Source organism: Flammeovirga yaeyamensis, from assembly GCF_018736045.1.
Taxonomy (GTDB): Bacteria; Bacteroidota; Bacteroidia; order Cytophagales; family Flammeovirgaceae; genus Flammeovirga; species Flammeovirga yaeyamensis.
In genome coordinates, this window is the sequence record NZ_CP076133.1 from 1,443,131 (window position 1) to 1,465,456 (window position 22,326).

At 36.3% G+C, this 22,326-nt stretch carries 14 protein-coding genes; 11 read left to right on the top strand and 3 right to left on the bottom strand.

Features of this window, described 5'->3' with window-relative positions; genetic code table 11:
• The first annotated feature begins 89 nt into the window (after nt 1–89).
• From KMW28_RS25605 to KMW28_RS25655, 11 genes are all read left to right on the top strand, one after another.
• Complete coding sequence (locus tag KMW28_RS25605) at nt 90–1,112, top strand: LacI family DNA-binding transcriptional regulator (RefSeq protein ID WP_169663755.1); 1,023 nt, start codon at nt 90–92, stop codon at nt 1,110–1,112.
• Nucleotides 1,113–1,117: 5 nt separating this feature from the next.
• Entirely contained in the window at nt 1,118–1,960 is an 843-nt protein-coding gene (locus KMW28_RS25610) for an NADAR family protein (RefSeq protein WP_169663756.1), read from the top strand.
• A gap of 153 nt (nt 1,961–2,113) precedes the next feature.
• Nucleotides 2,114–2,416, top strand: coding sequence for a DUF6150 family protein (locus tag KMW28_RS25615; RefSeq protein WP_169663757.1), 303 nt, complete (start codon nt 2,114–2,116; stop codon nt 2,414–2,416).
• Between the two features lie 119 nt (nt 2,417–2,535).
• Nucleotides 2,536–3,471 (top strand): hypothetical protein, encoded by a 936-nt coding sequence (locus KMW28_RS25620; RefSeq protein ID WP_169663758.1) that lies wholly within the window; start codon nt 2,536–2,538, stop codon nt 3,469–3,471.
• A 66-nt stretch (nt 3,472–3,537) separates the two neighbouring features.
• The gene (locus tag KMW28_RS25625) at nt 3,538–4,890 is read left to right on the top strand and encodes an NCS2 family permease (RefSeq protein ID WP_169663759.1); all 1,353 of its coding nucleotides are present in this window, start codon (nt 3,538–3,540) and stop codon (nt 4,888–4,890) included.
• Between the two features lie 259 nt (nt 4,891–5,149).
• Nucleotides 5,150–6,793 (top strand): PKD domain-containing protein, encoded by a 1,644-nt coding sequence (locus tag KMW28_RS28625; RefSeq protein ID WP_169663760.1) that lies wholly within the window; start codon nt 5,150–5,152, stop codon nt 6,791–6,793.
• Between the two features lie 77 nt (nt 6,794–6,870).
• Nucleotides 6,871–8,724 (top strand): MGH1-like glycoside hydrolase domain-containing protein, encoded by a 1,854-nt coding sequence (locus tag KMW28_RS25635; protein ID WP_169663761.1) that lies wholly within the window; start codon nt 6,871–6,873, stop codon nt 8,722–8,724.
• Nucleotides 8,721–10,589: a hypothetical protein gene (locus KMW28_RS25640; RefSeq protein ID WP_169663762.1), complete on the top strand. Its 1,869-nt coding sequence runs from the start codon at nt 8,721–8,723 to the stop codon at nt 10,587–10,589. The genes KMW28_RS25635 and KMW28_RS25640 overlap by 4 nt, the downstream gene beginning before the upstream one ends.
• Nucleotides 10,576–13,254 carry a beta-glucosidase gene (locus KMW28_RS25645; RefSeq protein WP_169663763.1) on the top strand — a complete coding sequence of 893 codons (2,679 nt, stop codon included), beginning with the start codon at nt 10,576–10,578 and terminating at the stop codon, nt 13,252–13,254. The genes KMW28_RS25640 and KMW28_RS25645 overlap by 14 nt, the downstream gene beginning before the upstream one ends.
• An 18-nt stretch (nt 13,255–13,272) precedes the next feature.
• Nucleotides 13,273–15,300, top strand: coding sequence for a glycoside hydrolase family 65 protein (locus KMW28_RS25650; protein ID WP_169663764.1), 2,028 nt, complete (start codon nt 13,273–13,275; stop codon nt 15,298–15,300).
• Nucleotides 15,300–17,540: a glycoside hydrolase family 3 N-terminal domain-containing protein gene (locus tag KMW28_RS25655; RefSeq protein ID WP_205958163.1), complete on the top strand. Its 2,241-nt coding sequence runs from the start codon at nt 15,300–15,302 to the stop codon at nt 17,538–17,540. Before KMW28_RS25650 ends, KMW28_RS25655 begins: the two co-directional genes overlap by 1 nt.
• 155 nt (nt 17,541–17,695) lie before the next feature.
• Here the strand turns inward: KMW28_RS25655 and KMW28_RS25660 are convergent, their stop codons facing one another.
• The 3 genes from KMW28_RS25660 to KMW28_RS25670 form a co-directional block, all read right to left on the bottom strand.
• Nucleotides 17,696–18,415: a hypothetical protein gene (locus tag KMW28_RS25660; protein ID WP_169663765.1), complete on the bottom strand. Its 720-nt coding sequence runs from the start codon at nt 18,413–18,415 to the stop codon at nt 17,696–17,698.
• A gap of 84 nt (nt 18,416–18,499) precedes the next feature.
• The gene (locus tag KMW28_RS25665; RefSeq protein WP_169663766.1) at nt 18,500–20,119 is read right to left on the bottom strand and encodes a hypothetical protein; all 1,620 of its coding nucleotides are present in this window, start codon (nt 20,117–20,119) and stop codon (nt 18,500–18,502) included.
• A 53-nt stretch (nt 20,120–20,172) separates the two neighbouring features.
• Nucleotides 20,173–22,326, bottom strand: a complete 2,154-nt coding sequence (locus KMW28_RS25670; RefSeq protein WP_169663767.1) for a glycoside hydrolase family 3 N-terminal domain-containing protein — start codon at nt 22,324–22,326, stop codon at nt 20,173–20,175.

Sequence of the window (22,326 nt, forward strand, 5' to 3'; positions counted from 1 at the left end):
CTTTTCATTTTTAATTTAAATATTGCTTTTCATTTTTCATTTAAAAAAATGGTATATTTATCAAGTAATTAAACGGACAAACAAAGCAAATGGCTAAGGTATATACCATACACGATATCGCAATACGACTAAACATTTCTAAATCAACGGTTTCTAGAGCATTAAGAAATCATCCTGATGTGAGTAAAGAAACTAAGCAGGCTGTTTTTGATATGGCAGAGAAATTAAATTATCAAAAAAACATTCTAGCATCTAATTTAGCATCAAAAAGTACAAATTTGATAGGTGTAGTAATTCCTGAAATCGCTAGACAACATTTTTTTGCTCAAGCATTAAGTGGTATTCAAAAAGTAGCTAAGGAAAATGGGTACATCGTCATGGTTTGTCAATCCAACGAAGAACTTCAAGAAGAGATTAATCAGGTACGTGCTTTAGTTAATAGTCGAGTGGCAGGAATATTAATATCTTTATCCAAAGAGACCAATAGTTTTGGACATCTTCAAGAGGCTTTAGATAGAAATATACCTGTAGTGTTATTCGATAGAGGAACAGATCAATTGGAGGTTTCTCAAATTACAGTAGACGATTATAAGGGTGCTTTTGATATCACACAACATCTAATCGACCAAGGGTATTCTAATTTGGCCCATCTATCAGGTCCAATGAGTTTGTCAATTAGTCAGAAAAGATATAATGGTTTTATTGATGCACTAAAGAATAATGGTTTGAATTCAGCTGAAGCGGTGGTGTATCAATGTGATAACTTAAGCTTAGATGCCAAAGAAGCAGTAGATCGATTATTGTCTATGAAGAAACAACCTGATGCTGTTTTTTGCATGAGTGATTACATGGCGATTCAAGTTTTAAAACATCTTAAGGATAGTGGATTGAAAGTCCCTCAGGATATTGCTGTAGCCGGGTTTGCTGGAGATCCAATAACAGAATTGATGGAACCCCAAATATCTACAGTAGAACAACCTGCTTTTGATATTGGTGTGCAAGCTGCCAAACGATTAATTATGGAAGTGGAAACGGAAGACAAAGAAACATTGGGCTTTGTAAATAAAGTACTTCCCACGAAAGTAATCTCACGTTCTTCTACAGTAAAATAAAAAATATGCATTATTTATCAGTTGATGAAGTAAAGGAACTTTGTCAGACGTCTACATATAGCTTAAAAAATTTCGTTTCAGATCAGAAAACTCTTTTTCCTTATCAACTAGAAAATTTATTTGATGAAGCTGAAAGAGGTACTATTCGAAATCAAGATATTCAATCCTTTTTTCGATTAAATCAGAATAAGAAATTTACTATATGTAAAGAAGTGAATCAATTAGGGAATTTGGCGGAAGGTTTTCCCATAAAGATTCCTAAATTCCCTCATTTTAGAACAGCAGAACATTTATATCAGTGTCTACGATTGGATATTTCTAAAGGACAAGAAGTATTTGAGAAACAATTGATGATTATTGATCAAACATCAGGAGAAGGAGCAAAGCTGATGGGAGATAGAAAAGAAGAAATGCGTTCTTTTTGGCACCCTGAGTGGCTGATGAATGATTGGGAGATGAGAGATTTACCATTCAATAATTATCAAGAAAAACATTGGAAGGCAAAAACAGAGATCATTAATTGTATGTGGTTTGTTTTGCTACATAAGTTAGGCAGCAATCGAAAAGAGTTTGCTAGAGTACTTTTAAAAAATGGAGCCGTACATCAATCTCCAATTGTTCAAGTGGAGAAAAACAACCGTAACGCAGATCTATTTTGGGGTGCAAAAGTAGAACAGAATGCGACTATTAGAGGAGTAAATATGATGGGTAAATTATTAGGTAGATTGAGGGATATGTACCGAATGGAATTACTCATGAAGAAACCAGAATTAGAAATTCTAAAAGTAAAAGCGCCAAAATCATTTACCTTAATAGGAGCGGAAGTGGGTTTTGTAGATTATAACTAAGCACTTTCTGAGATATGTCAAACCATGTACGGACGTTGCACTGCAACGTCCTGTGAGCCATTTTTTTAATACATCCAAACAGATAAAAGAAACACATTAAAAATCAGTAAATTGTAACAACAGACATACTTTACCTTTTATACAATCAAAAAAATGAAATTATATTTTATCAATTTACTTTTACTTTTTGGTCTATTATTTAACACAAATTGTGATGGTGTTTTAGCATCAGATGTAGATGCTAAACCTAGAGTGTTTATTGTTACGGAAAGATGGAAAGCAGATTACATTGTGAGTACAGTAGATCAAAGTTACAAAGCAGATATTATTGTGTCATCCAAAAGTTGGGACGCTACAGCTGACTGGATATTAGTCGATAAGCAATACCAAGCAGACCATACCATGTACATTACTGGAAAAAAATGGGAGGCTGATAAACTCATCTATATCAAGTAATGTTGGTTAATGCCAGTAAAATGTTACGTAAGAATGAATCAGTATTCATTAATTAGGAATAATTAACAGGATATTTCACTTGATTGTTAATTAAGTGTAAATTAGACATTGATATTGAGGTGCTTCATTGTGCATATTTGCACCGTGATTTTGATGTATTGGCGATTACCATCAAAACACCCATTCAGAAAGTATCTGAATGTATTAAAAAACGTCTTAATTTATTAATCCTCATGGTTTCTAAGAAACTTAATTTGTTACTATTGTGTGTCCTTGGTTTGTTCTCTACTACTTTACAGGCACAGAATTTCTCAAGTACTTTTATTGAATACGCTTACGGTTGGAATAACACAGATTATGTAACTGGTGCTAATCCTAAAAATGAAGGAATGAATTTATTTACACTAGATCACACTACAGTAACAAAGTGGGGTGGTGTATATGGTTTCGTTAACTTCATGACAGCCCCTGATGGTTTTTACACAACAGGTTATTACAATCAAGATTTAGATCAATCAGCTGGTAAATACAGATTATACTCAGAGGTATCTCCTTGGGTAAGTTTATCTGGCGTTACTGGTAAAGACTTTTCGTTCGGTCCTGTTGCAGATGTTTCTTTGGATGGTCAATTAAACATAGGTAACGGTTTCTTTGCAACTTTAGCCGGTGCAGGTTTGACATTCAAGGCTCCAAAAGGAGGATTCCTAAAACTTTCTACATATTGGAGAAGAGACAACATTCGTGAAGATGCTGTTCAGTTTACTGGTGTATTTGATGTGCCAGTTTGGAAAAAAGCAGGTTTCAGAATCCAAGGTTTCTTCGATTTAATTCCTAACGCTACTAACAAAGTAGAATTTGGTCGTACTGATATGGGTACAGACTTCTTATCGCAAACTCGTTTCTTATTTGATGTGGGTAGAAACACTATCTTCAAAAATGACGAAAACTCTAAATTGGAGATCGGTTGTGATATCTATATGCACTTTAACAAAGACTTAGCAGCGAATAACTCTAATGCTTTCGTACCTCAGCCTTGTGTTCGTTTAACTTTCTAAGTTGCTGATTTATAATATAAAAAGAAGTGTATCTTTAGGGTTTATATCCTATCAATATATAAGAAAATGGAATTACTAGACAAGATTTTCAAACTAAAAGAAAACAATACTACGGTAAGTAAGGAGTTTATTGGTGGCTTAACCACTTTCCTTACAATGGCCTATATTATATTCGTTAACCCCGATATTTTAGGAGAAGCAGGTATGGATAAGCCAGCTTTATTTTCGGTAACGTTAATAGCAGCAATTATTGGTACTTTACTAGCAGCATTCTGGGGTAAAATGCCATTTGCCATGGCTCCAGGAATGGGCTTGAATGCTTTCTTTACCTATACTTTGGTACTAGGTGCAGGTGTGCCTTGGGAAACCGCTTTAGGTATTGTATTTATTTCTGGTGTGGCCTTTGTTATCTTAACTTTTATGGGAGTTAGGGAAAAAATTGCCAATGCCATTCCTTTATTCCTTAGGATTAGTGTTACTGCCGGTATTGGTTTGTTTATCACTTTTATCGGTATGCAAAACATGGGGCTAATTGTGGCAAGTCCAGCTACATTAGTGACTTTAGGTAAATTTAATCCTGCTGTAATTATCTCATTAATTGGTTTCTTTATTATAGTCATTTTAGAATATAGAAAAGTAACTGGAGGTATTTTGATAGGTATTTTATTTATTACGATCTCAGGTATTATTGTTACCTACCTAGGAGAAAATTACACTTGGTTTTCAAATATTTTAGGGGAAAGTGATGCTTACAAAATCATTTTACCAAAAACACTTGTAGATACACCTCCATCAATAGCACCCATTTTCATGAAATTGGATATTATGAGTGCTTTAAAATGGACGTTTATCGGACCAATTTTCTCTTTCATGTTTGTTGATTTATTCGATTCGTTATCTACGATTATCGCTTGTTCAAACCAAGCAGGCTTAACAAAGAAAGACGGTTCAGTTCCACGTTTAGATAAAATATTAGAAGCAGATGCAGCCTCTACTGTGGTAGGTTCAGTATTGGGTACTTCTACTACAACAATATATATCGAATCTGCATCAGGTATCGCTTCAGGAGCAAGAACAGGTTTAGCTTCTGTATTTACAGCCTTGCTGATGTTCGCCTGTTTATTCTTTGCACCAGTTGCAGGTATCGTACCTAAATATGCAACAGCACCAGCATTATTAATGGTAGGTGTGTACATGTTCATGAACATCAAAGAAGTAAAATTTGATAGCATGATCACTGCAGTTCCTGCTTTCTTAACCATCATTTTAATGCCATTGACTTACTCTATCTCAATGGGTATCACATTCGGTTTTATCTCTTATGTGTTATTGATGGTCTTAGGAGGAAAAGCAAAAGAATTACCAGTTACTATGTATGTAATTGGAGCATTATCGGTACTTAACTTAATTGCCGGATAATTTATCACTGAAATCTTAGAATTTAATATATATATCGCCAATTCAATTATTGGAATTAAAGCTCAGGTCATAATGATTTGAGCTTTTTTTTATGTCCAAATTATTACTTGATATCAACACATAAATACAAGAGTCATATAAGGTTTTATCATTTTTTTTAGAAAATTTTTAAAACAAGTGAGTTGAAAATAATATATGTCGTCTTTACACTAATAAAAGCACATTGTAATATTTTTTATTAATTAAGTAACTCAATATTATGAGAACTAAGATGTTTAATTTAAAAAGCGTAAGCGTACTATTTGCTCTTATGTTAGTATTTTGGTCTTGTGAAGAGGACCAAGATATCACAAAAGTTGAAGTATCTGCTTCATTTACTTCTGAAGTAGAAGGTTTAAAAGCTACATTCACTAACACTTCTGAAAATGCGACTTCATATGAGTGGGACTTCGGTGATGGTAATACTTCTACAGAAAAAAATCCTTCAAACACTTACGAAGCGGGTGGAGATTATACTGTCACACTAACAGCTTATGGTGAAGATGAATCAGATATGGCTGAAGAAACGACAACAGTAACTGTAACATCTGTTGATCCTTGTTTAACACATGATGGATCTGAATCTGGTAACCTTATTGTTGGTGGACAATTTGAGTCATGCGACGCTCAATATTGGACTGCTTTAACAACAGGTCAGAAAAATGATGGTGGAACGGAAGAACATGCTAAATTCGAGTTTGGCTATACTGACTATAAACCAACAAATGGTGAAGGTGGAGCTTTATATATTCATCCAGATAATGACGAAGCAGGTGGAGAAGAAGGTACAATTCTTTATCAAGAAGTATCGCTTACTAAAGGTTTATACCAATTTAACGCACAAGTAAAATTGGATGGAGAGAACGAAGCTGATCCGACTTCTGCAATGAATTCTTATTGGTTCGAATTCTATGTACATAACGAAGAGCCAGTTGAAGGTGATGGTTATAATAATACAGCAGTTTCAGGTTGGATCTATGGTGGATGGACTGGTTGGGCTTTTGAAATCCCAGCAATGGATGGTTTCCTTCCACATACTTTAATGGCAGCTAATCAAGCTGATGATGATGGGAACTTTGTTGTTGAAGAAGATGGTACTTATTATGTAGCGATCAAGTTTGGTAAAGGTAATGATGCTGATGGAGCATCATTCGGTGAAGGTATTGCATTAGATAAAATGCATTTAGCTAGAGTGGGTGATATTCCAGAATGTTATGGTTACGAAGAAACTCCAATTGAAGGCAACTACATTAAAGGTGGTGGCATGGAAACATGTGATGCAAACTATTGGACTGTAATTGCAGCTAATTTAGATGAAGTACCTCCAATGTTTGGTTATACAGATTACGCTCCTGCAAATGGTACAGATGGAGCTTTATATTTCTCAACTCCAGAAGCAAACGATGGTGTTGGAGGAACTGCAGGTACGGTGTACCAATACATGGGTATTTTGGAAGCAGGTACTTACGAAATTTCAGCACTTGTAAAACAAGGTGGTGTTGAAGGTGGTAACTCTCAATTCTGGTGGGAAATGTATGTTTGGACTGAAGAACCTGTTGCCGGTGAAGAGTACCAACCAAAAGAATCTGATGCAGACGATGCATTTAAAGTTGCTCCAATTGGTGGTTATACACATGCTGGATGGGGACCTCGTCCTGATATTGGAGTGGGTGTAGCTACTACTGCTCACGACGGACAAATGCAATGGGGACATAACCCTTATGACCAAGCGAATAACAGCGGTCAGTTTACAATTGCAGAAGACGGAGAATATTACTTTGTGTTTAAGTTTGGTACTTGGGAAGGATCGTTGGGAGAAGGTATCTCAATTGACGATTTGAAAATTACGAAAGTAGTTCAATAACCAAAACCAATAATAATGAACTAGGGCACTCGCTCTAGTTCATCTTTCTAATACATCAACCACTTTTTAATAGGAAAATGAAACAATTTGTTTTCTTCCTATGCTGGATACTTATTGCTCAGAATTTATGGGCACAGGATAGGACTACGGAGTTTCAATCAAAGATTTCTAAGGGATGGAATACATGGAATTACTACAGCATGTTAAGTTATGTTGAGCTGCCCTCAGGACTTTCAATCAATATTAATTTACGACCTTCTGTACAAGGTACACCTTATGATCCCGATTACTTTTTTGACAATATCCAAGTAGATAAAGAAGGAAAGATTCGTCCAGTTGCACATACTTTCGATGGTAGTTATACCCATGTAAACGTAGACGATTGGAAAGGAAATAAATTATCAATAAAGTCAGCCGTTGTAGATGACAATATATATATTTTAGTTGAACCTATAAAAACATCAACTCCTTATTTTTGTGAAATCGAAACTGGTTTCTTGTGGAATAAGAGAGGACATCTAAGTTATCTTCAAGATCAAATTGAAGCGAAGACTGAACAAACAACAAAAGAAATTCGATCGACTAAGTCAGATCAAAAAATTGCAAGACCTTATAAAGCACCATATTATTCAATTTCATCAGATAGTGATTTTGCAATATATACAGGTAGTGTATTATCGTTAGCTAAAATCAAAAACATCATTTCTAATACAGAAAATAATTACCTCTCATCATCAAAATCCTATGGTGATTTAGCGGAGGGATATTTAGCCACTCAATCTGTTTTAGGATGGAATACATTATATGATGCCGATAAAGATAGAGTCATTTCACCTGTTTCAAGAGGTTGGAATGAAGCATGGCAGGGTTTCGTACTTTTCGAATGGGATACCTACTTTGCAGCACTTCTTCAAGGCCTAGGGAATAAGGAATATGCCTATTCTAACGCTTTGACCATGTCTAATGCCGTCAATCGTTATGGAGCCATTGCCTTTACACAACAGCCAAGAGGACAATTGGCCGACAATTCTCAACCGCCAGTTGGTAGTATGGTTTGCTGGTTATTGTATGAGAAATATCAAGAAAAATGGTTTTTAGAAGAAGTATATGACGGTTTATTGAGCTGGAATAAATGGTGGGTAAAGAATAGAAATAACAAAGGTTACCTCACTTGGGGAGCCTCTTGGAAAGGAGCAAGAGTTCAAGATGCGGCATGGGAATCTGGTCTAGATAACAGTCCTATGTACGAAGATGTGGCTATAGAAACCGTGGGAGAAAACTCTCTATTGAATATTGCCGATGTAGGGTTGAATAGTATGTATGTGATGGATTGTCAGTACCTCTCTAAAATTGCAGAGGTTTTAGGTAAGACGGATGACTTAAAATCACTAAAAGAAAGAGAAAAACAATTCACGAAACAAGTTCAATCACTTTGGGACGAAGAAAAAGGCATCTATCAAAACAAATATTTAAGTGATGATACTTTCTGCAATCGACTTACCCCAACATCATTTTATCCGATGATTGCCAATATTCCTTCTAAGAAACAGGCAAAACGATTATTAGAAGAGCATTACTATAATGAAGAGGAGTTTTATGGTGAGTATATCATTCCATCTTGTGCGAGAAACGACAAGAGTTATGACAATAAATATTGGAGAGGTGCCATCTGGGGACCAATGAATTTCTTGGTCTACTTAGGCTTAAGAAACTACGATCAGGAGGCATCAAAAGATATGGCCGATAAATCCTATCAACTGTTTATGGATGCTTGGATGAACCACAAATATGTCTTCGAAAATATTCATTCAGAAAAAGGAGTGCAAGACCCTAAAGACCAATTGGATTGCGATCCTTATTATCATTGGGGAGCATTGATGGGATTGATGAAATTTATGGAAGAGGGACAATATAAAAAGAAACAACTATGATATATCGATTATTATTTATCGTCATACTTTTTACATCCTGTCAACAAAAAGAACAATTTGATGATTCATGGCAACTGAATTGGCAGAAGGAAAATGGAGAAATTATCTCTGTGCTTTCTCTACCTCAGTCAATAGATAAAAATCAGCATTTTAAGGTGAAAAGAGGTGATATTGATTTTTCTATTGAAGTGAATAATGAAACAGATTTCAATACGATAAAAGCAAAAGCGGAATCAGCTACTGCACAAAAGGGGTTCTTTATGCTTCAAACCAAATTACCTACTGATGCTATACCTTACAATTTTAATGGAGTTGTTGATAGTTCAGAAATGTATCGTCAAAGTCCACACGATGTCAATGCTTGGATCGTGAAGACTATTCCAATGCAAGCCGTACCAATGGTGGGGTATCGAGTGGATAATCAATTTACTGTGGCAATATCAAATACTCCGGCGTTTTTCGAAAATTATACTAGTCAGGAGTTTGATTTAGAAGAAGGAGTTTTATCTCTTAAAGGAGGAGACGATGGACGATCGCCCGGTATGCAACCCGATCGATCGGATGTATTGGATATGGATTACAATGCTGAAAAAACACAAATATTCACCCCTGGTAAAGTGCAATCGCATTACCATGAAATAGGTAAAAACAAACCTCATGATTTCGAAGGCTTTTATTTTACTTGTGAGGCGACCGATCGAAATGATTTAAGAAAAAGTATTATCACAAGAGCGGGTCAGTTTTTAAGTGGAAAGCAAACCGATTTCTTCGGTAGTTTAGGTTTGGCCACAGCCATGATGAACCTAAGAGCCAACGATTCCCAAAAAAGTGATTATTGGGTGATCCCTGCCGTAGAATATGCCAATACGCAATACGGTAGAGATGCATTTTGGATAGCATCTATGCTTCCTTCAAAATATGCAGCCGAATGTTTAAAAAGCGAACTGAAAGAAGTAAATCACTTTGCTGAATATCCTTTATTCGCTATCATTTGGGCTTACCGTTCTATCCAAGAAGGAAATAAGGTCGATCTAAATCAAGTACAGGCCTATGTCGATGCCATAGAAGAACGTGCAAAAGACAGTAAATACTATAGTTATTATGAGGGAGATGGCCGATTGGATTTTCAATATTGGGGAGATGTGATGGCCTTTGAAAAAGATGATATCATTACCTATAATCAAGGACTTTTTGCATTGGCGATTACGCTTGCCGAAGAACTTAATTTAGAAATATCCTCCAACCCTGCAAAGGCCACCATTCATTATCAACAACTATTTGATGAAGAATTGGGCTATTTTCCATTAAGTGAAAAGAAGGCTGTTTTAGGTCCTGATCCTTTGGTACCAGACCTTTTATCTCAAATTTATCATCAAAAGAAATTATTGAAGAGCGATCATGTGAAACAACATTATGATCGAATGGTAACATACAGTAAAACAAACTTCGGATTTAAAATTGTGGCCACTCCAACTGGGGAATATTTACCTGCAGAAATGTATGATATACCAGGATACATTTCTCAAGTGAATAGAGAAAACATGCCTGATGGTAGGTATTTTCGGGGTGGTTCTTATTTCCTCTATGATAACCTTTTCCTTATGGATGCTTATTTACACGGGGTCGAAGGAGCAGAAGATATGTTGAAGTGGAGAATTGGTTTGGACTTTAAAATTGGATCGACCACATACGAATGTTTGAATACTAAAACAGGCGAACCTTGGAAGCCTAACATGGGTTGGAATGTGGCCATCTATGCCTTTTGGAGAAAACTAATTGATGAAGGGAAAGCAGATAAATCTCTTCTTGAATATGTAGATCAAATTGTAGTTGATAAAAAAACATCAGAAAATGAAAAGATTTAGCATTATTGTATTGACCGGATTAATTTTTTGGGGATGTCAGTCAGCTACAACCACCCATCAAGAAACTGATATTGTATCCGAAAATTATGAATATCCATTCAGGAATCATGAATTAAGCATAGAAGAACGTGTGGATGATTTGGTGGGACGTCTCACTTTAGAGGAGAAGATTCTTCAATTATTTAATGATGCACCTGCCATAGATCGCTTAGGAATTCCATCATACAATTGGTGGAACGAAGCTTTGCATGGTGTGGCTAGAGCAGGAAAAGCCACAGTCTTCCCTCAAGCGATTGGTATGGCTTCCACTTTTAACGAAGAGTTGATGTTGGATATCTCCACAGCCATCTCAGACGAAGGGCGTGCCAAGCATCATCATTTTGAAGATAATGGTGTGAGAAGTATTTATAGTGGCCTTACTTTTTGGTCGCCAAACATTAATATTTTTAGAGACCCTCGTTGGGGTCGTGGTCAGGAAACGTATGGGGAAGATCCTTATCTAACGGGTCGTATGGCGGTTAATTTTATCAAAGGTTTACAGGGAGACGATCCGAAATATTTTAAATCGATTGCTACTGCAAAACATTATGCTGTGCATAGTGGACCAGAATACTCACGTCATTCGGATAATTTTTATGTGAATGATAGAGATCTATATCAGACCTATTTGCCTGCTTTTAAGATGGCGGTCGAAGACGCGAATGTGTATTCAATTATGTGTGCCTATAACCGATTTAGAGATCGACCATGTTGTGGATCTGACCTCTTATTGGATGATATTTTACGTAAAGAATTTGGGTTTGAAGGATATGTGGTAACTGACTGTGGTGCCATAACTGATTTTTATAAAAAGGGACATCACGAGGTTGTAGAGACACCTTCTCAGGCCATGGGTTGGGCGTTGGCTTCTGGTACAGATTTAAATTGTGAAATGGATATAGAGTTCATTCAAGATAATCTTCAAGAAGCAGTAGCGAATGGAGTGATTAATGAAGCAAACATCAACCGAGCGGTGAAAAGGTTGTTTACTGCTCGATTCAAATTAGGCATGTTTGATCCGAAAGAGAAAGTGGCCTATGCACAAATTCCTATGTCAGTTGTCGGTAGCCCTGAACATCAAATTCTTGCCACAAAAGCGGCAGAAGAGTCTTTTGTTCTTTTGAAAAATAATGATATTCTACCATTGGCTAAATCAACAAAAATAGCTTTGATTGGTCCAAATGCTGATAATGAAGATATACTTTTAGGTAATTATAATGGATTGCCAATTGCTCCTATCACTCCAAAAAAAGGATTAGAATCAGTCTTCGGTAAAGAGAATGTGATGTACGCTGCAGGTAGTCCGTTAGTCCCTACATTATACGGAAATGTAAAACCAGTTCCATCAGAATTTTTATATCATGATGCAAATGGAAAGATAGAGAAAGGACTAAAAGCCGAATACTATAAAGACGTGAAAATGATTGGTAATCTTGTGAAAGAAAGACTTGAGTTTTCAGATATCGAGAGAGATGATAAGGCGTTTATGACTCGAGTGGATCCATCCATTGATTTTCTTTGGGAAACAACACCGATTAGTGGAAAGCTAGAAGAATCTTTTGCCGTGAGATGGACGGGTAAAGTGAAAGCTCCAAAAACAGCCACCTATCGTTTTAGTGGTAATCTCACCATTAAAATGAATGGAGAGATAATTAATGGAGCATCTATTGACATGGTTAAAGATCAGTATTATGATATTGAAGCAGATTATGTCATTCATCCATTTTGGTGGGGAAATACCATCACACCTCATGTGAAAATGAATTGGGTAGAATTGTCTAAAGATTATACAACTGAAGCTATTGAGGTCGCCAAACAAAGTGATGTTATCGTTTTCTGTGGAGGTATTTCGCCTCGTTTAGAGGGAGAAGAAATGAAGATTGATATTGACGGATTTGCTCATGGCGACCGTACTCATCTACAATTGCCACAATTACAGAAAGATCTTTTACAAAAGCTCTATACATTGGGTAAACCTATAGTGTATGTCAATTTCTCTGGGAGTGCACTGGCTTTAAATTGGAACAAGAAAAATGCAGATGCTATTCTTCAAGGGTTTTATCCCGGTGAAAAAACGGGTATTGGTTTAGCAAATATAATATCAGGTAAAACGTCACCTTCCGGTAGATTACCTATCACTTTTTATCAATCTGTAGATGACTTACCTGACTTTACTGATTACGCCATGAAGGGAAGAACGTATCGTTATTTTGAAGGTACACCTCTTTATCCTTTTGGGTATGGTTTGAGTTATCATGAGGTAGATATGCAATTACTATCCATGAAAGAAGAAATGAATGTCGGTCAATCTCTTGATATCGAATTAAGTATTGAGAATAAATCAAACAAAGCAATCAAAGAGGTAGTGCAAGTGTATCTTAAAGATGTAAAAGCCGATGTGACTGTTCCTTTACAATCTCTAGCATCATTTAAGAAAGTGAGCCTTGAACCTAATGAAAAGAAAGATGTGAAATTAACTATTGATGCTGAACGTTTTGAGTTGATCAATAAAGAACTGAAGAAAGAAATTCAGCTGGGTACTTTCGAGGTACACATCAAAGTCAGTGATAACAACCAAGCAGAGTTTATTACCAAAAAGGTTGAAGTAAAGAAATCCATGTTATAACAGACCCACCAGTTAAAAATGAAGACATTTCAAATATACTTTTGCTTACTTATTAGTAGTTGTCTTTTTGCACAAGACCCGTGGGTCATTGAAGCCAAAAAGATCGATCCGACCAACTACGCAGGGGTGTCTGTGGGGAATGGAATGATAGGTGTAGTTTCATCCCCCAATCCTCTGCAAACAAAAGAAATTGTGTTGGCCGGAGCATACGATATTCATGGAAGAGGAAGAGTAAGCAATTTTTTAAAAGGCTTTCAGTTGATGAATGCTTTTATAGAAGTCAATCGACATAGAATTAGTGCGGCGAATGTAAGAAACATGTCTCAAAAATTAGATATGAAGCATGGTACTTTTACTTCCTCATTTGATTTTGAAGATAAAGCTAGCGTTGTAACAACGTACAGATCGCTAAGACATTTACCGTTTAATGTAATGTTGGAAATTGAAATCCACGCCAAAGAAGATTTTCAATTAAATACTGCCTCGATAATGCAGGCTCCTGAGAATTTAAAGGAAATAAAAAATCTTCATACAACGATTACTACACCCGAAGGTGGTTTGCCCTTACTCACCTCAGTAGCGAAAAGCCCATCGGGTGAATTGACAGTGGCAGCATCAAATGCTTTTTTATTTGAAGAAGACCAACCCCAATTAATTCATGAATCTTGGGATGATAATAAGCATCTGATGAGATTCGAAAAATCGTTGAAGAAGAATCAGACATATAAATTTGCTATTGTAGGTACTTTGATCAGTTCAGCTCATCAAGAAGATCCCTTAAATCAAGCGGAGCGATTAACTATCTATGCTGCACTTCAAGGAAAAGAAAGATTAATTGATTTTCATCAAAAGGCATGGGAGGAATTGTGGGCAACAGGTGATATTCAAATAGAAGGCGATCCTCAATCGCAGCAAGATATTCGTAACATGATTTATCATTTGTATTCCTTCACTCGAAAAGGAACAAATTATTCCTTATCTCCAATGGGTTTGAGTGGATTAGGATACAATGGTCATGTTTTCTGGGATACCGAGGTTTGGATGTTTCCTGCCTTGTTGGTCTTACAGCCTGAGTTGGCTAAAAACATGATCAATTATAGATACGATCGACTTCAGGCAGCAAGAGAAAATGCGTATTTACATGGCTATAAAGGAGCAAAATTCCCTTGGGAATCGGATCATACGGGAGAAGAAGCGACCCCTGTTTGGGCGTTATCTGGACCTTTCGAACATCATATATCGGGTTGTATTGGCAGGGCAGCTTGGGAATACTTTTGTGTCACACAGGATACAGCTTGGTTACAAGAGAAAGGATATCCAATCATAAAAGAAACAGCAGATTTTTGGCTGAGCAGAGTGGAAAAAGAAGGTGATGAATACCATATCAAAAACGTGGTGGGAGCAGATGAGTGGGCAGAAAATGTCGATAACGACGCATGGACAAATGGAGTGGTGAAAGCTAATTTGAGGGCCGCTACAAAAGCTTCAAAAGTTTTAAATAAGCATATTGATCCTCAATGGAATATTGTAGCGGATGGCATTCCTATTCTTAAAATGAAAAATGGAGTAACGAAAGAACATGCTACTTATGAAGGGGAGAATATTAAACAAGCAGATGCCAATTTATTGACTTATCCATTATATGAAATTACGGAAGAAGCGTCCATACTAAAAGATGTGGAGTATTATCAAAAAAGGGTACCTGAAAAATCAACTCCAGCTATGACTAAATCCATTTTTGCAACATCCTATGCGAGAATTGGAAAAACGGAAAAATCCTATGAAGTATTTCTTGATGCGTATCGCCCAAATCTATGGGGACCTTTCAGAGTAATTATGGAAACTCCAGGTTCTTACAACCCATATTTCATGACTGCTGCAGGAGGAATCTTACAGACGGTAATGATGGGATATGGCGGGTTAAGAATTACAGATGATGGATTGGTTCAGGATGAAATAGCGATACCTTCTCAATGGACTTCACTTAAACTCATCGGGATTGGGAAAGAAAATATTAACTATATAAATACTAAGAAAGTAAATTGATGAAAACGAATTATTTAGTGGAGAAGGGTTACCTCTTAGTACTTCTTCTCATTGTGTGCGGATGCAGTTCAAAGAAGATATCTTCTGATACTGCAATTAAAAACTTACCTCCCGATAAAGTTTGGGAGGATACATCATTGACTATACAAAAAAGAGTGGATCTTCTCATGCAAGAGATGACATTAGAAGAGAAATCATCTCAGTTATTGTACGATAGTCCAGGTATTCCAAGATTAGGTATACCGGCTTACAATTGGTGGAATGAAGCGTTACATGGAGTAGCACGTTCTGCTCCGGCAACGGTTTTTCCTCAAACCATTGGATTAGCAGCCACTTTTGATACGGCTTTAATAAAAAATGTGGCTGGAGTGATCTCAGATGAAGGACGAGCTATTTTTAATGATAGAAGAAAAAAAGGGAAAGGAGGAGAGCAATATATGGGACTTACTTTTTGGAGTCCTAATGTAAATATATTTAGAGATCCTCGTTGGGGACGTGGTCAGGAGACCTATGGAGAAGATCCGTATTTGTCGGGCTTAATGGGAAGTGCATTCATTAAAGGTATGCAAGGCGACTCACCTCACACACGATTAAAAGTAGCGACGTGTGCCAAGCATTTCGCCGTTCATTCTGGCCCTGAGGGGGAAAGACATGGGTTTAATGCCTTATCGTCACAACAAGATTTAAGAGAAACTTATCTTCCAGCATTTCAACAATGTGTGGATGCAGGTGTGGAAGCCGTTATGTGTGCTTACAACAGAACGAATGATGAACCTTGTTGTGGGAGCCCTTATTTGTTAGATCAAATACTCAAACAAGAATGGGGATTTAAAGGTCATATTGTAAGTGATTGTGGGGCAATATCAGATTTTAAGTGGGGACATCATTATACTGATTCTACCACTTCATCTGTCGCTTTAGCACTTAAATCGGGTGTAAATTTAAATTGTGGACAAGCCTATCAAGAAATCGCTTTAGCCATAAAACAAGGACTAATTGATGAAAAACTAATTGATGAACGTCTTCGCCCATTATTATTGACCAAGTTCAAATTAGGGTTATTCGATCCGATTGGAACCAATCCTTATGACGATTTGAGTATAAAAACATTAGATATCGATCATCATCAAAATCTTGCTTTAGAAGCAGCAGAGAAATCGATTGTATTACTTCAAAATAGGAACAATGTATTGCCTTTAAAAAAGGAATTGGATTTCTTATATATGGTCGGTCCGATGGGAGGAAACATCTTATCATTGGTGGGGAATTATAATGGTTTATCTAGTAATATGACCACTATTGTGGAAGGAGTTACAGAAGTAGTTTCACCCGAAACAAGAGTAGAATATCGCCCAGGTGCTTTATTAAATTCACCAAATCAAAATCCCATTGATTGGTATAGTGTGCAAGCCAAAGAGGCTGATGCCACTATTGTGATGTTAGGATTTACATCTATGCTGGAAGGTGAAGAAGGAGAAGCGATTGCGTCAGATAGACATGGAGATAACCCTAAAATGCAATTACCGGAAAGTCAGCTATCATTACTTAGAAAACTAAAGAATGATGATAAACCAATAATAGCTGTCATCTGTGCAGGAAGTCCAATCGATTTAACCGAAGTTCTTGATGTAGCGGATGCTGTTTTATATGCTTGGTACTCTGGTGAAGCAGGTGGAAAAGCAGTGGCTAATATCATTTTTGGAGAGACGTCACCCTCAGGGAAACTACCCATTACTTTTCCGAAATCCATAGATCAATTACCAGATTTTAATGATTATTCTATGGCTGGAAGAACATACAAATACATGGAAGAAAATCCTATGTTTCCTTTTGGCTTTGGTTTGAATTATGGGAAAGTAAATATTGAAGATATTGAAGTGGAGAAGAATGGGAATGATCAAATTCATGTGGTAGGAATCTTGGATAACGAATGTGATTTTTCTACAGAGGAAGTACTTCAAGTGTATATCACATTAGATGGTGTGGATGAAAAGGTGCCCTTAGCATCTCTGAAATCATTTAAAAGAGTACATCTGGAATCACATCAAACCAAAAGGATTTCATTTTTATTATCTGCAAACGACTTTAGTTATTATGATGAAGATGGACAATGGGTGTATCATCAAGGGAAAGCAAAAGTTCATCTAGGCTTTCATGCACCACTACCTCAAAAAGAGAAAGCGAACAAAATATTTACTCATTATAAAACGAAGACAATCAACCTGGCAAAAATTCTCTAAGTAGTTATCTATCATACATAAGTAAAGTGTATCAAGGTTGAAAGGATATTCGATAGAAATGGACAGCTAATCAATGATTCTTCAACCAATTATGTTAATTTAAACATCACTGTTAGTGCTGCTTCCCTTTGGGAGGTAGCACTTTTGATTTATTTTTATAAATCTTTCTTCTTATACAATACCAACCTCTTTTTCTCAAAAGGAATGGGGTAAGCACTTATCCAAACTTCGGGTTTTAAATCGAGTTTTTCTTTATCGAAAGCCAATACAAAAGCTTCTATTTTCTTTCCAAGCATGTTGTCATCCAAAGGGAAATAATAGGTATAGTTTTTATCCGTTTTTTTAACTCTATATTCCCATGTGTTACTCGGGTACGACGGACTTCTATCAGGAGCACCAACATATTCTCCATCTATTTTTAATGAAGCCAATGCCATCTCTTCTCCATGTTCTCCATTAATAGCCACACACAGGTAACTTCCTTTTGGAATTTCTGATAAAGTGAACTCGTTTTTCCATGCCGCTACTGCTTGATATAACTGAGATTCATCCCAATGCCATTGCACATAAGGAGGTTGTAAATTAGAAGCCTTCCATTGATTCATATCTAGTTGATGTCCTTCTTTATATCCTTTTATATCCTGGATTCTCATAAAAGTGTATGGAAAACTGAGGTAACGAATCTCGCCTAATTCCTTTAAAGAAATATTAATATGCGTACCTGTCATAAACATTGCACTTTTCCAATGAGTAAGATTTTTAGAGACCTTAAAATATTCCCATTCATAATCTTTATAAGGTTGCAAAGCGTATTCATCGGGAACATCAATTATAAGTGAATCTAAGGAGGTTAATTCTCCTAAATCTAATCTCAAGGCTGCTTTATAAGGATGAAAAGAATCATATTTAGTTGAAACAGAAAATAGAGTAGTAGGGTCGTTATCAAATAAATATCGGTCTCACGTTTCTCTATTTAAAAACTGTTTTTGCTCAAAGAAAGCGTCCCTAGCTGCTTGTACTGCTGGAAATTTAGTATCTCCTGAACGCTTCAAAGATCGAGCTTCCAATGAATTATTATCGACTTCAAATTGAGTGGCTTCATAAAGCGATACAACATCTTCAGGTACATCAACTTTTTGCATCTCACCAATCTTACGATGATAATCATATACAAAAGGTTCACCCTCAAACTTCACTTTAAGTTGTCTGTTTTTTAATAGCTTTGAAATGGATTTATTCTCTAAAACTGCTCTATCATATTTAGCTAAATCACCCCTTACTTCTATTTTCATTTCTTCACCTTGAAAACCTAGAAGATCAATAATGACACTATCCTGACTCGCAGAAGGATGTTTAAAATAATCGATGCCTGTTAGTATCAGTTCTTCATTTTTTACTGTGGATGCTTCTATAAGACAAGCTCTAAAAGGAAGGACTTCAATTTGTATTTTATCTTGATAGTCATAATCACCTAGTTCTCTCTGAGTAGGATGATAAGAACGGAAACTCACATTTTGTCCATTATCCTCCAGCCCTAAGTCTTTGATATCGATTTCAACTATCTTCTTTTCCCAAGATAAGTTTTTTAAAGTGATAAGTCTTGTGGATGAATTTCCTCGACTGACCACTCCTTCACCATAAGATTCTGGCAAGAATTTAGCATTCACCATAATCTCCCTATACTTTTGATGTAGATTAAATAGTTGAGCTAATTTTGGAAATTCTTCATCTTTCATTAACCAAGGGTTGCCATAAATCTGAGGAGCCAAAATCAAGTTTCTATTAAAAGCTTGAAGCACTAAATCGTCTTCCCAATAATCGATACAAGAGGATATACAAACGCCATGATCCTCCGCTAATCGAGTTAGATTTTCTGGAGGAGTTTGTTTCATGGTTTCTACTCGATGATGTGAAGCCGTACTGCTATTTGCCATATGTACATCGATATACGTTTCTGCACCATCAATAAGAAAAGTGGTAGCATATTGCTTGCCTTTTTCTCCTAAATCAATTCGATGATTCAAAACCACAAGCTCAGGAGAATAGGTTTGACATTCTTTCATCATATCTGCAAAAAGATCTTGTTTGTCCTTTCGTAGCACTCCACACACCGCATCAAATTTGAAAAGACCAAATTCATAATCTTTGCATAAACTCACGATCATATTTTTTCGAGAAGAAATGGAACTGTCTGTAGTTCCAAAACCATCCGGACCTCCCCAAATTCCAAGTTGAGTATTCATCTTTTTCGCTTCTGAATACACTAAGTCAAACCCATGAGGGAAACGTTTTTTGAACCTTTCGTCCTCCATTGATCCATAGTAATTTCTACCATCTAATGTACCTGCATCAAAGGCATAGATGTCTAGATTCATCCCATAGGTATCGTGAAGCCATTGGAAAAATTTTAAGTTTGCGACAGTCTGTTCTTCTGTTGGTCCCTCATTGGTGTGGTTGATCCAAGAGAAGTATTCAGATTTAGAAGGCGTCTGTTCTGTAATATTTTTATCCGATTGTCCGTACACCAAAGAGGGAACACCAACACAACAGATCGCTATAGTTTTAATTAGTTTTTTCATGATAAGATTTAAAAAAAGGCCATCCCAATTTTAATTTGAAACAGCCTTGATGATTACTGAGATGGATTCGCTGATGTGATCAGCAATGATATGGATTGGGTATCCCTAGAATTAGGCCCGATATGAAAGATAAATTCCCCAGGTTCGAATACCTTGTTTCGACTATTCTGATTCCAAAAAGAAAGCTGATCCTTTTTTATACTAAACCTGACTTCTTCAGCACTTTTTGCTTTCAAATCAACTTGTTTAAAATCAATTAATCTTCGAATAGGTTGAGTGATGCTTGCCACAGGATCTTGAACATAAAGTTGTACCGTTTCTTTGGATGACAAATCACTTACATTTTCTATCTGACATGTAATTTCAATACTATCATCTTTCTGATATTCGGTTTTTACACTTTTGGGATTTCCGTATTTTATTTCACTGTAACTCATCCCAAATCCAAACGGAAACAAAGGTTTACCATGTTGAGTTTTATAATTGTCATGTTGTGGGCGACCACTATTGCGGTGATTATAATACATCGGAATTTGATTAGTAGATTTGGGGAAAGTAGTAGTTAGTCTACCCGATGGATTATAATCTCCAAACAATAGATCGGCCAATGCATTACCGGCTTCTGCACCAGGATGCCAAGCCAATAAAAGGGCGTCAGAATTATCTAATTCTTTTTGAAGTGCCAATGGTCTTCCGTTAAAAATAACAGTAACGATTTCAACACCTGTTTTACTTAGTTTCTCTAAAATTTTTTGTTGATCTACAGCCAATTCGATATTAATTTTAGAATTATTCTCTCCGAATTCATCAGCTTGTTCTCCTAAACATAGAATGATTAAATCCGTTTGTGGCTGAAGCTTAGTAGTTACATTAATTCCAACATTTTGAATACCTTCCAAGGGAGAAATTACATTTTTTGCATCACCAACAGATTTCCACCAACCCATCAATTCTTTTTCTTCAGCAAAAGGCCCCAAAATAGCGATGGATTTATATTTATCTTTTTTGATAGGAAGTAGGTGATGTGAATTTTTTAAAAGCACCATACTTTCACGAGCTGATTGTCTTACCAATGCTCTAAATTGTTGCTTTTCTTCCTTAGTTATTATTTGATGTTCATCGACATATGGCTGATCAAACAAACCTGATTTAAATTTGATATACAACACACGCTTGACGGCTTGATCAATTTTTCTATGGAGATTTTCTGATAATTTTAGTTGAGCAATTTGTTCATAGCTTCTGCTTTTCATTTCCATATCTACCCCAGAATTTAAGGCTAATAATGCAGCTGAAATAGAGTCCTCAGCAGAACCGTGTAAAATCAATTCTGTGACGGCATCCCAATCGCTTACCACAACACCTTCAAAATTGTAATCATCTTTCAAAACCTTATTTAAAGTATAAGGATTTGCACTAGCCGGAGTTCCACTAATATCATTAAAGGCACTCATCACCGATAAAGCTCCGGCTGTAATTCCATACTCAAAAGGAGGAAGGTAAGTATCATGCAAAGTCTGTTTTGAGATTTCTGTGTACTGATAATCTCGTCCACCTTCCGCAGCTCCATAACCTACATAATGCTTTAAACAGGCAATCACTTGTTGATCTTTATGCTGTAAATCACCTTGATAACCAGAAATTACAGCCTCTCCGAAAAGTGCATTTAAGTAGGGATCTTCACCATAACATTCTGATATTCGACCCCATCGAGCGTCTCTAGATACATCTACCATAGGAGCAAATGCCCAATCAATTCCAGCATGAGCCGCTTCTTTTGCTGCTACTTGTGACGCTTTAAATACTAGCTCTTTATTCCAAGAACAAGATTGTGCTAAATTGATTGGGAAAGTTGTTTCGTAACCATGAATAACATCGTGAGCAAATAAAATTGGAATGCCTAATCGACTGTTTTCTACAGCTATTTTTTGAAGCTTATTTCTTTCTTGTACAGAGTAAAATGATGTTCTCCCATTTAATATAGATCCCACATTTCCTTTTTTCACTTCAAGCTCAACCAAAGAATCAATTTGAGGAACATAATGCTGTTGCAATTGACCTAATTTTTCTTCTAAAGTCATTAAAGAAAGAACAGAATCAGCTTTTACTAAATTTAGATCTTTAGGACTACTATCATTTGCTTGTTGTTTTTCTTGACAAGCTAAAAAGAGTAAGCTTCCTAAGAGGTAAAAGAAATACTTTTTCAT

Excerpts from the sequence above, each read along its gene's own strand:
- KMW28_RS25605 (WP_169663755.1), top strand. The coding sequence starts at position 90 with ATGGCTAAGGTATATACCATACACGATATCGCAATACGACTAAACATT.
- KMW28_RS25610 (WP_169663756.1), top strand. The coding sequence starts at position 1,118 with ATGCATTATTTATCAGTTGATGAAGTAAAGGAACTTTGTCAGACGTCT.
- KMW28_RS25615 (WP_169663757.1), top strand. The coding sequence starts at position 2,114 with ATGAAATTATATTTTATCAATTTACTTTTACTTTTTGGTCTATTATTT.
- KMW28_RS25625 (WP_169663759.1), top strand. The coding sequence starts at position 3,538 with ATGGAATTACTAGACAAGATTTTCAAACTAAAAGAAAACAATACTACG.
- KMW28_RS28625 (WP_169663760.1), top strand. The coding sequence starts at position 5,150 with ATGAGAACTAAGATGTTTAATTTAAAAAGCGTAAGCGTACTATTTGCT.
- KMW28_RS25635 (WP_169663761.1), top strand. The coding sequence starts at position 6,871 with ATGAAACAATTTGTTTTCTTCCTATGCTGGATACTTATTGCTCAGAAT.
- KMW28_RS25640 (WP_169663762.1), top strand. The coding sequence starts at position 8,721 with ATGATATATCGATTATTATTTATCGTCATACTTTTTACATCCTGTCAA.
- KMW28_RS25645 (WP_169663763.1), top strand. The coding sequence starts at position 10,576 with ATGAAAAGATTTAGCATTATTGTATTGACCGGATTAATTTTTTGGGGA.
- KMW28_RS25650 (WP_169663764.1), top strand. The coding sequence starts at position 13,273 with ATGAAGACATTTCAAATATACTTTTGCTTACTTATTAGTAGTTGTCTT.
- KMW28_RS25655 (WP_205958163.1), top strand. The coding sequence starts at position 15,300 with ATGAAAACGAATTATTTAGTGGAGAAGGGTTACCTCTTAGTACTTCTT.
- KMW28_RS25665 (WP_169663766.1), bottom strand. The coding sequence starts at position 20,119 with ATGAAAAAACTAATTAAAACTATAGCGATCTGTTGTGTTGGTGTTCCC.
- KMW28_RS25670 (WP_169663767.1), bottom strand. The coding sequence starts at position 22,326 with ATGAAAAAGTATTTCTTTTACCTCTTAGGAAGCTTACTCTTTTTAGCT.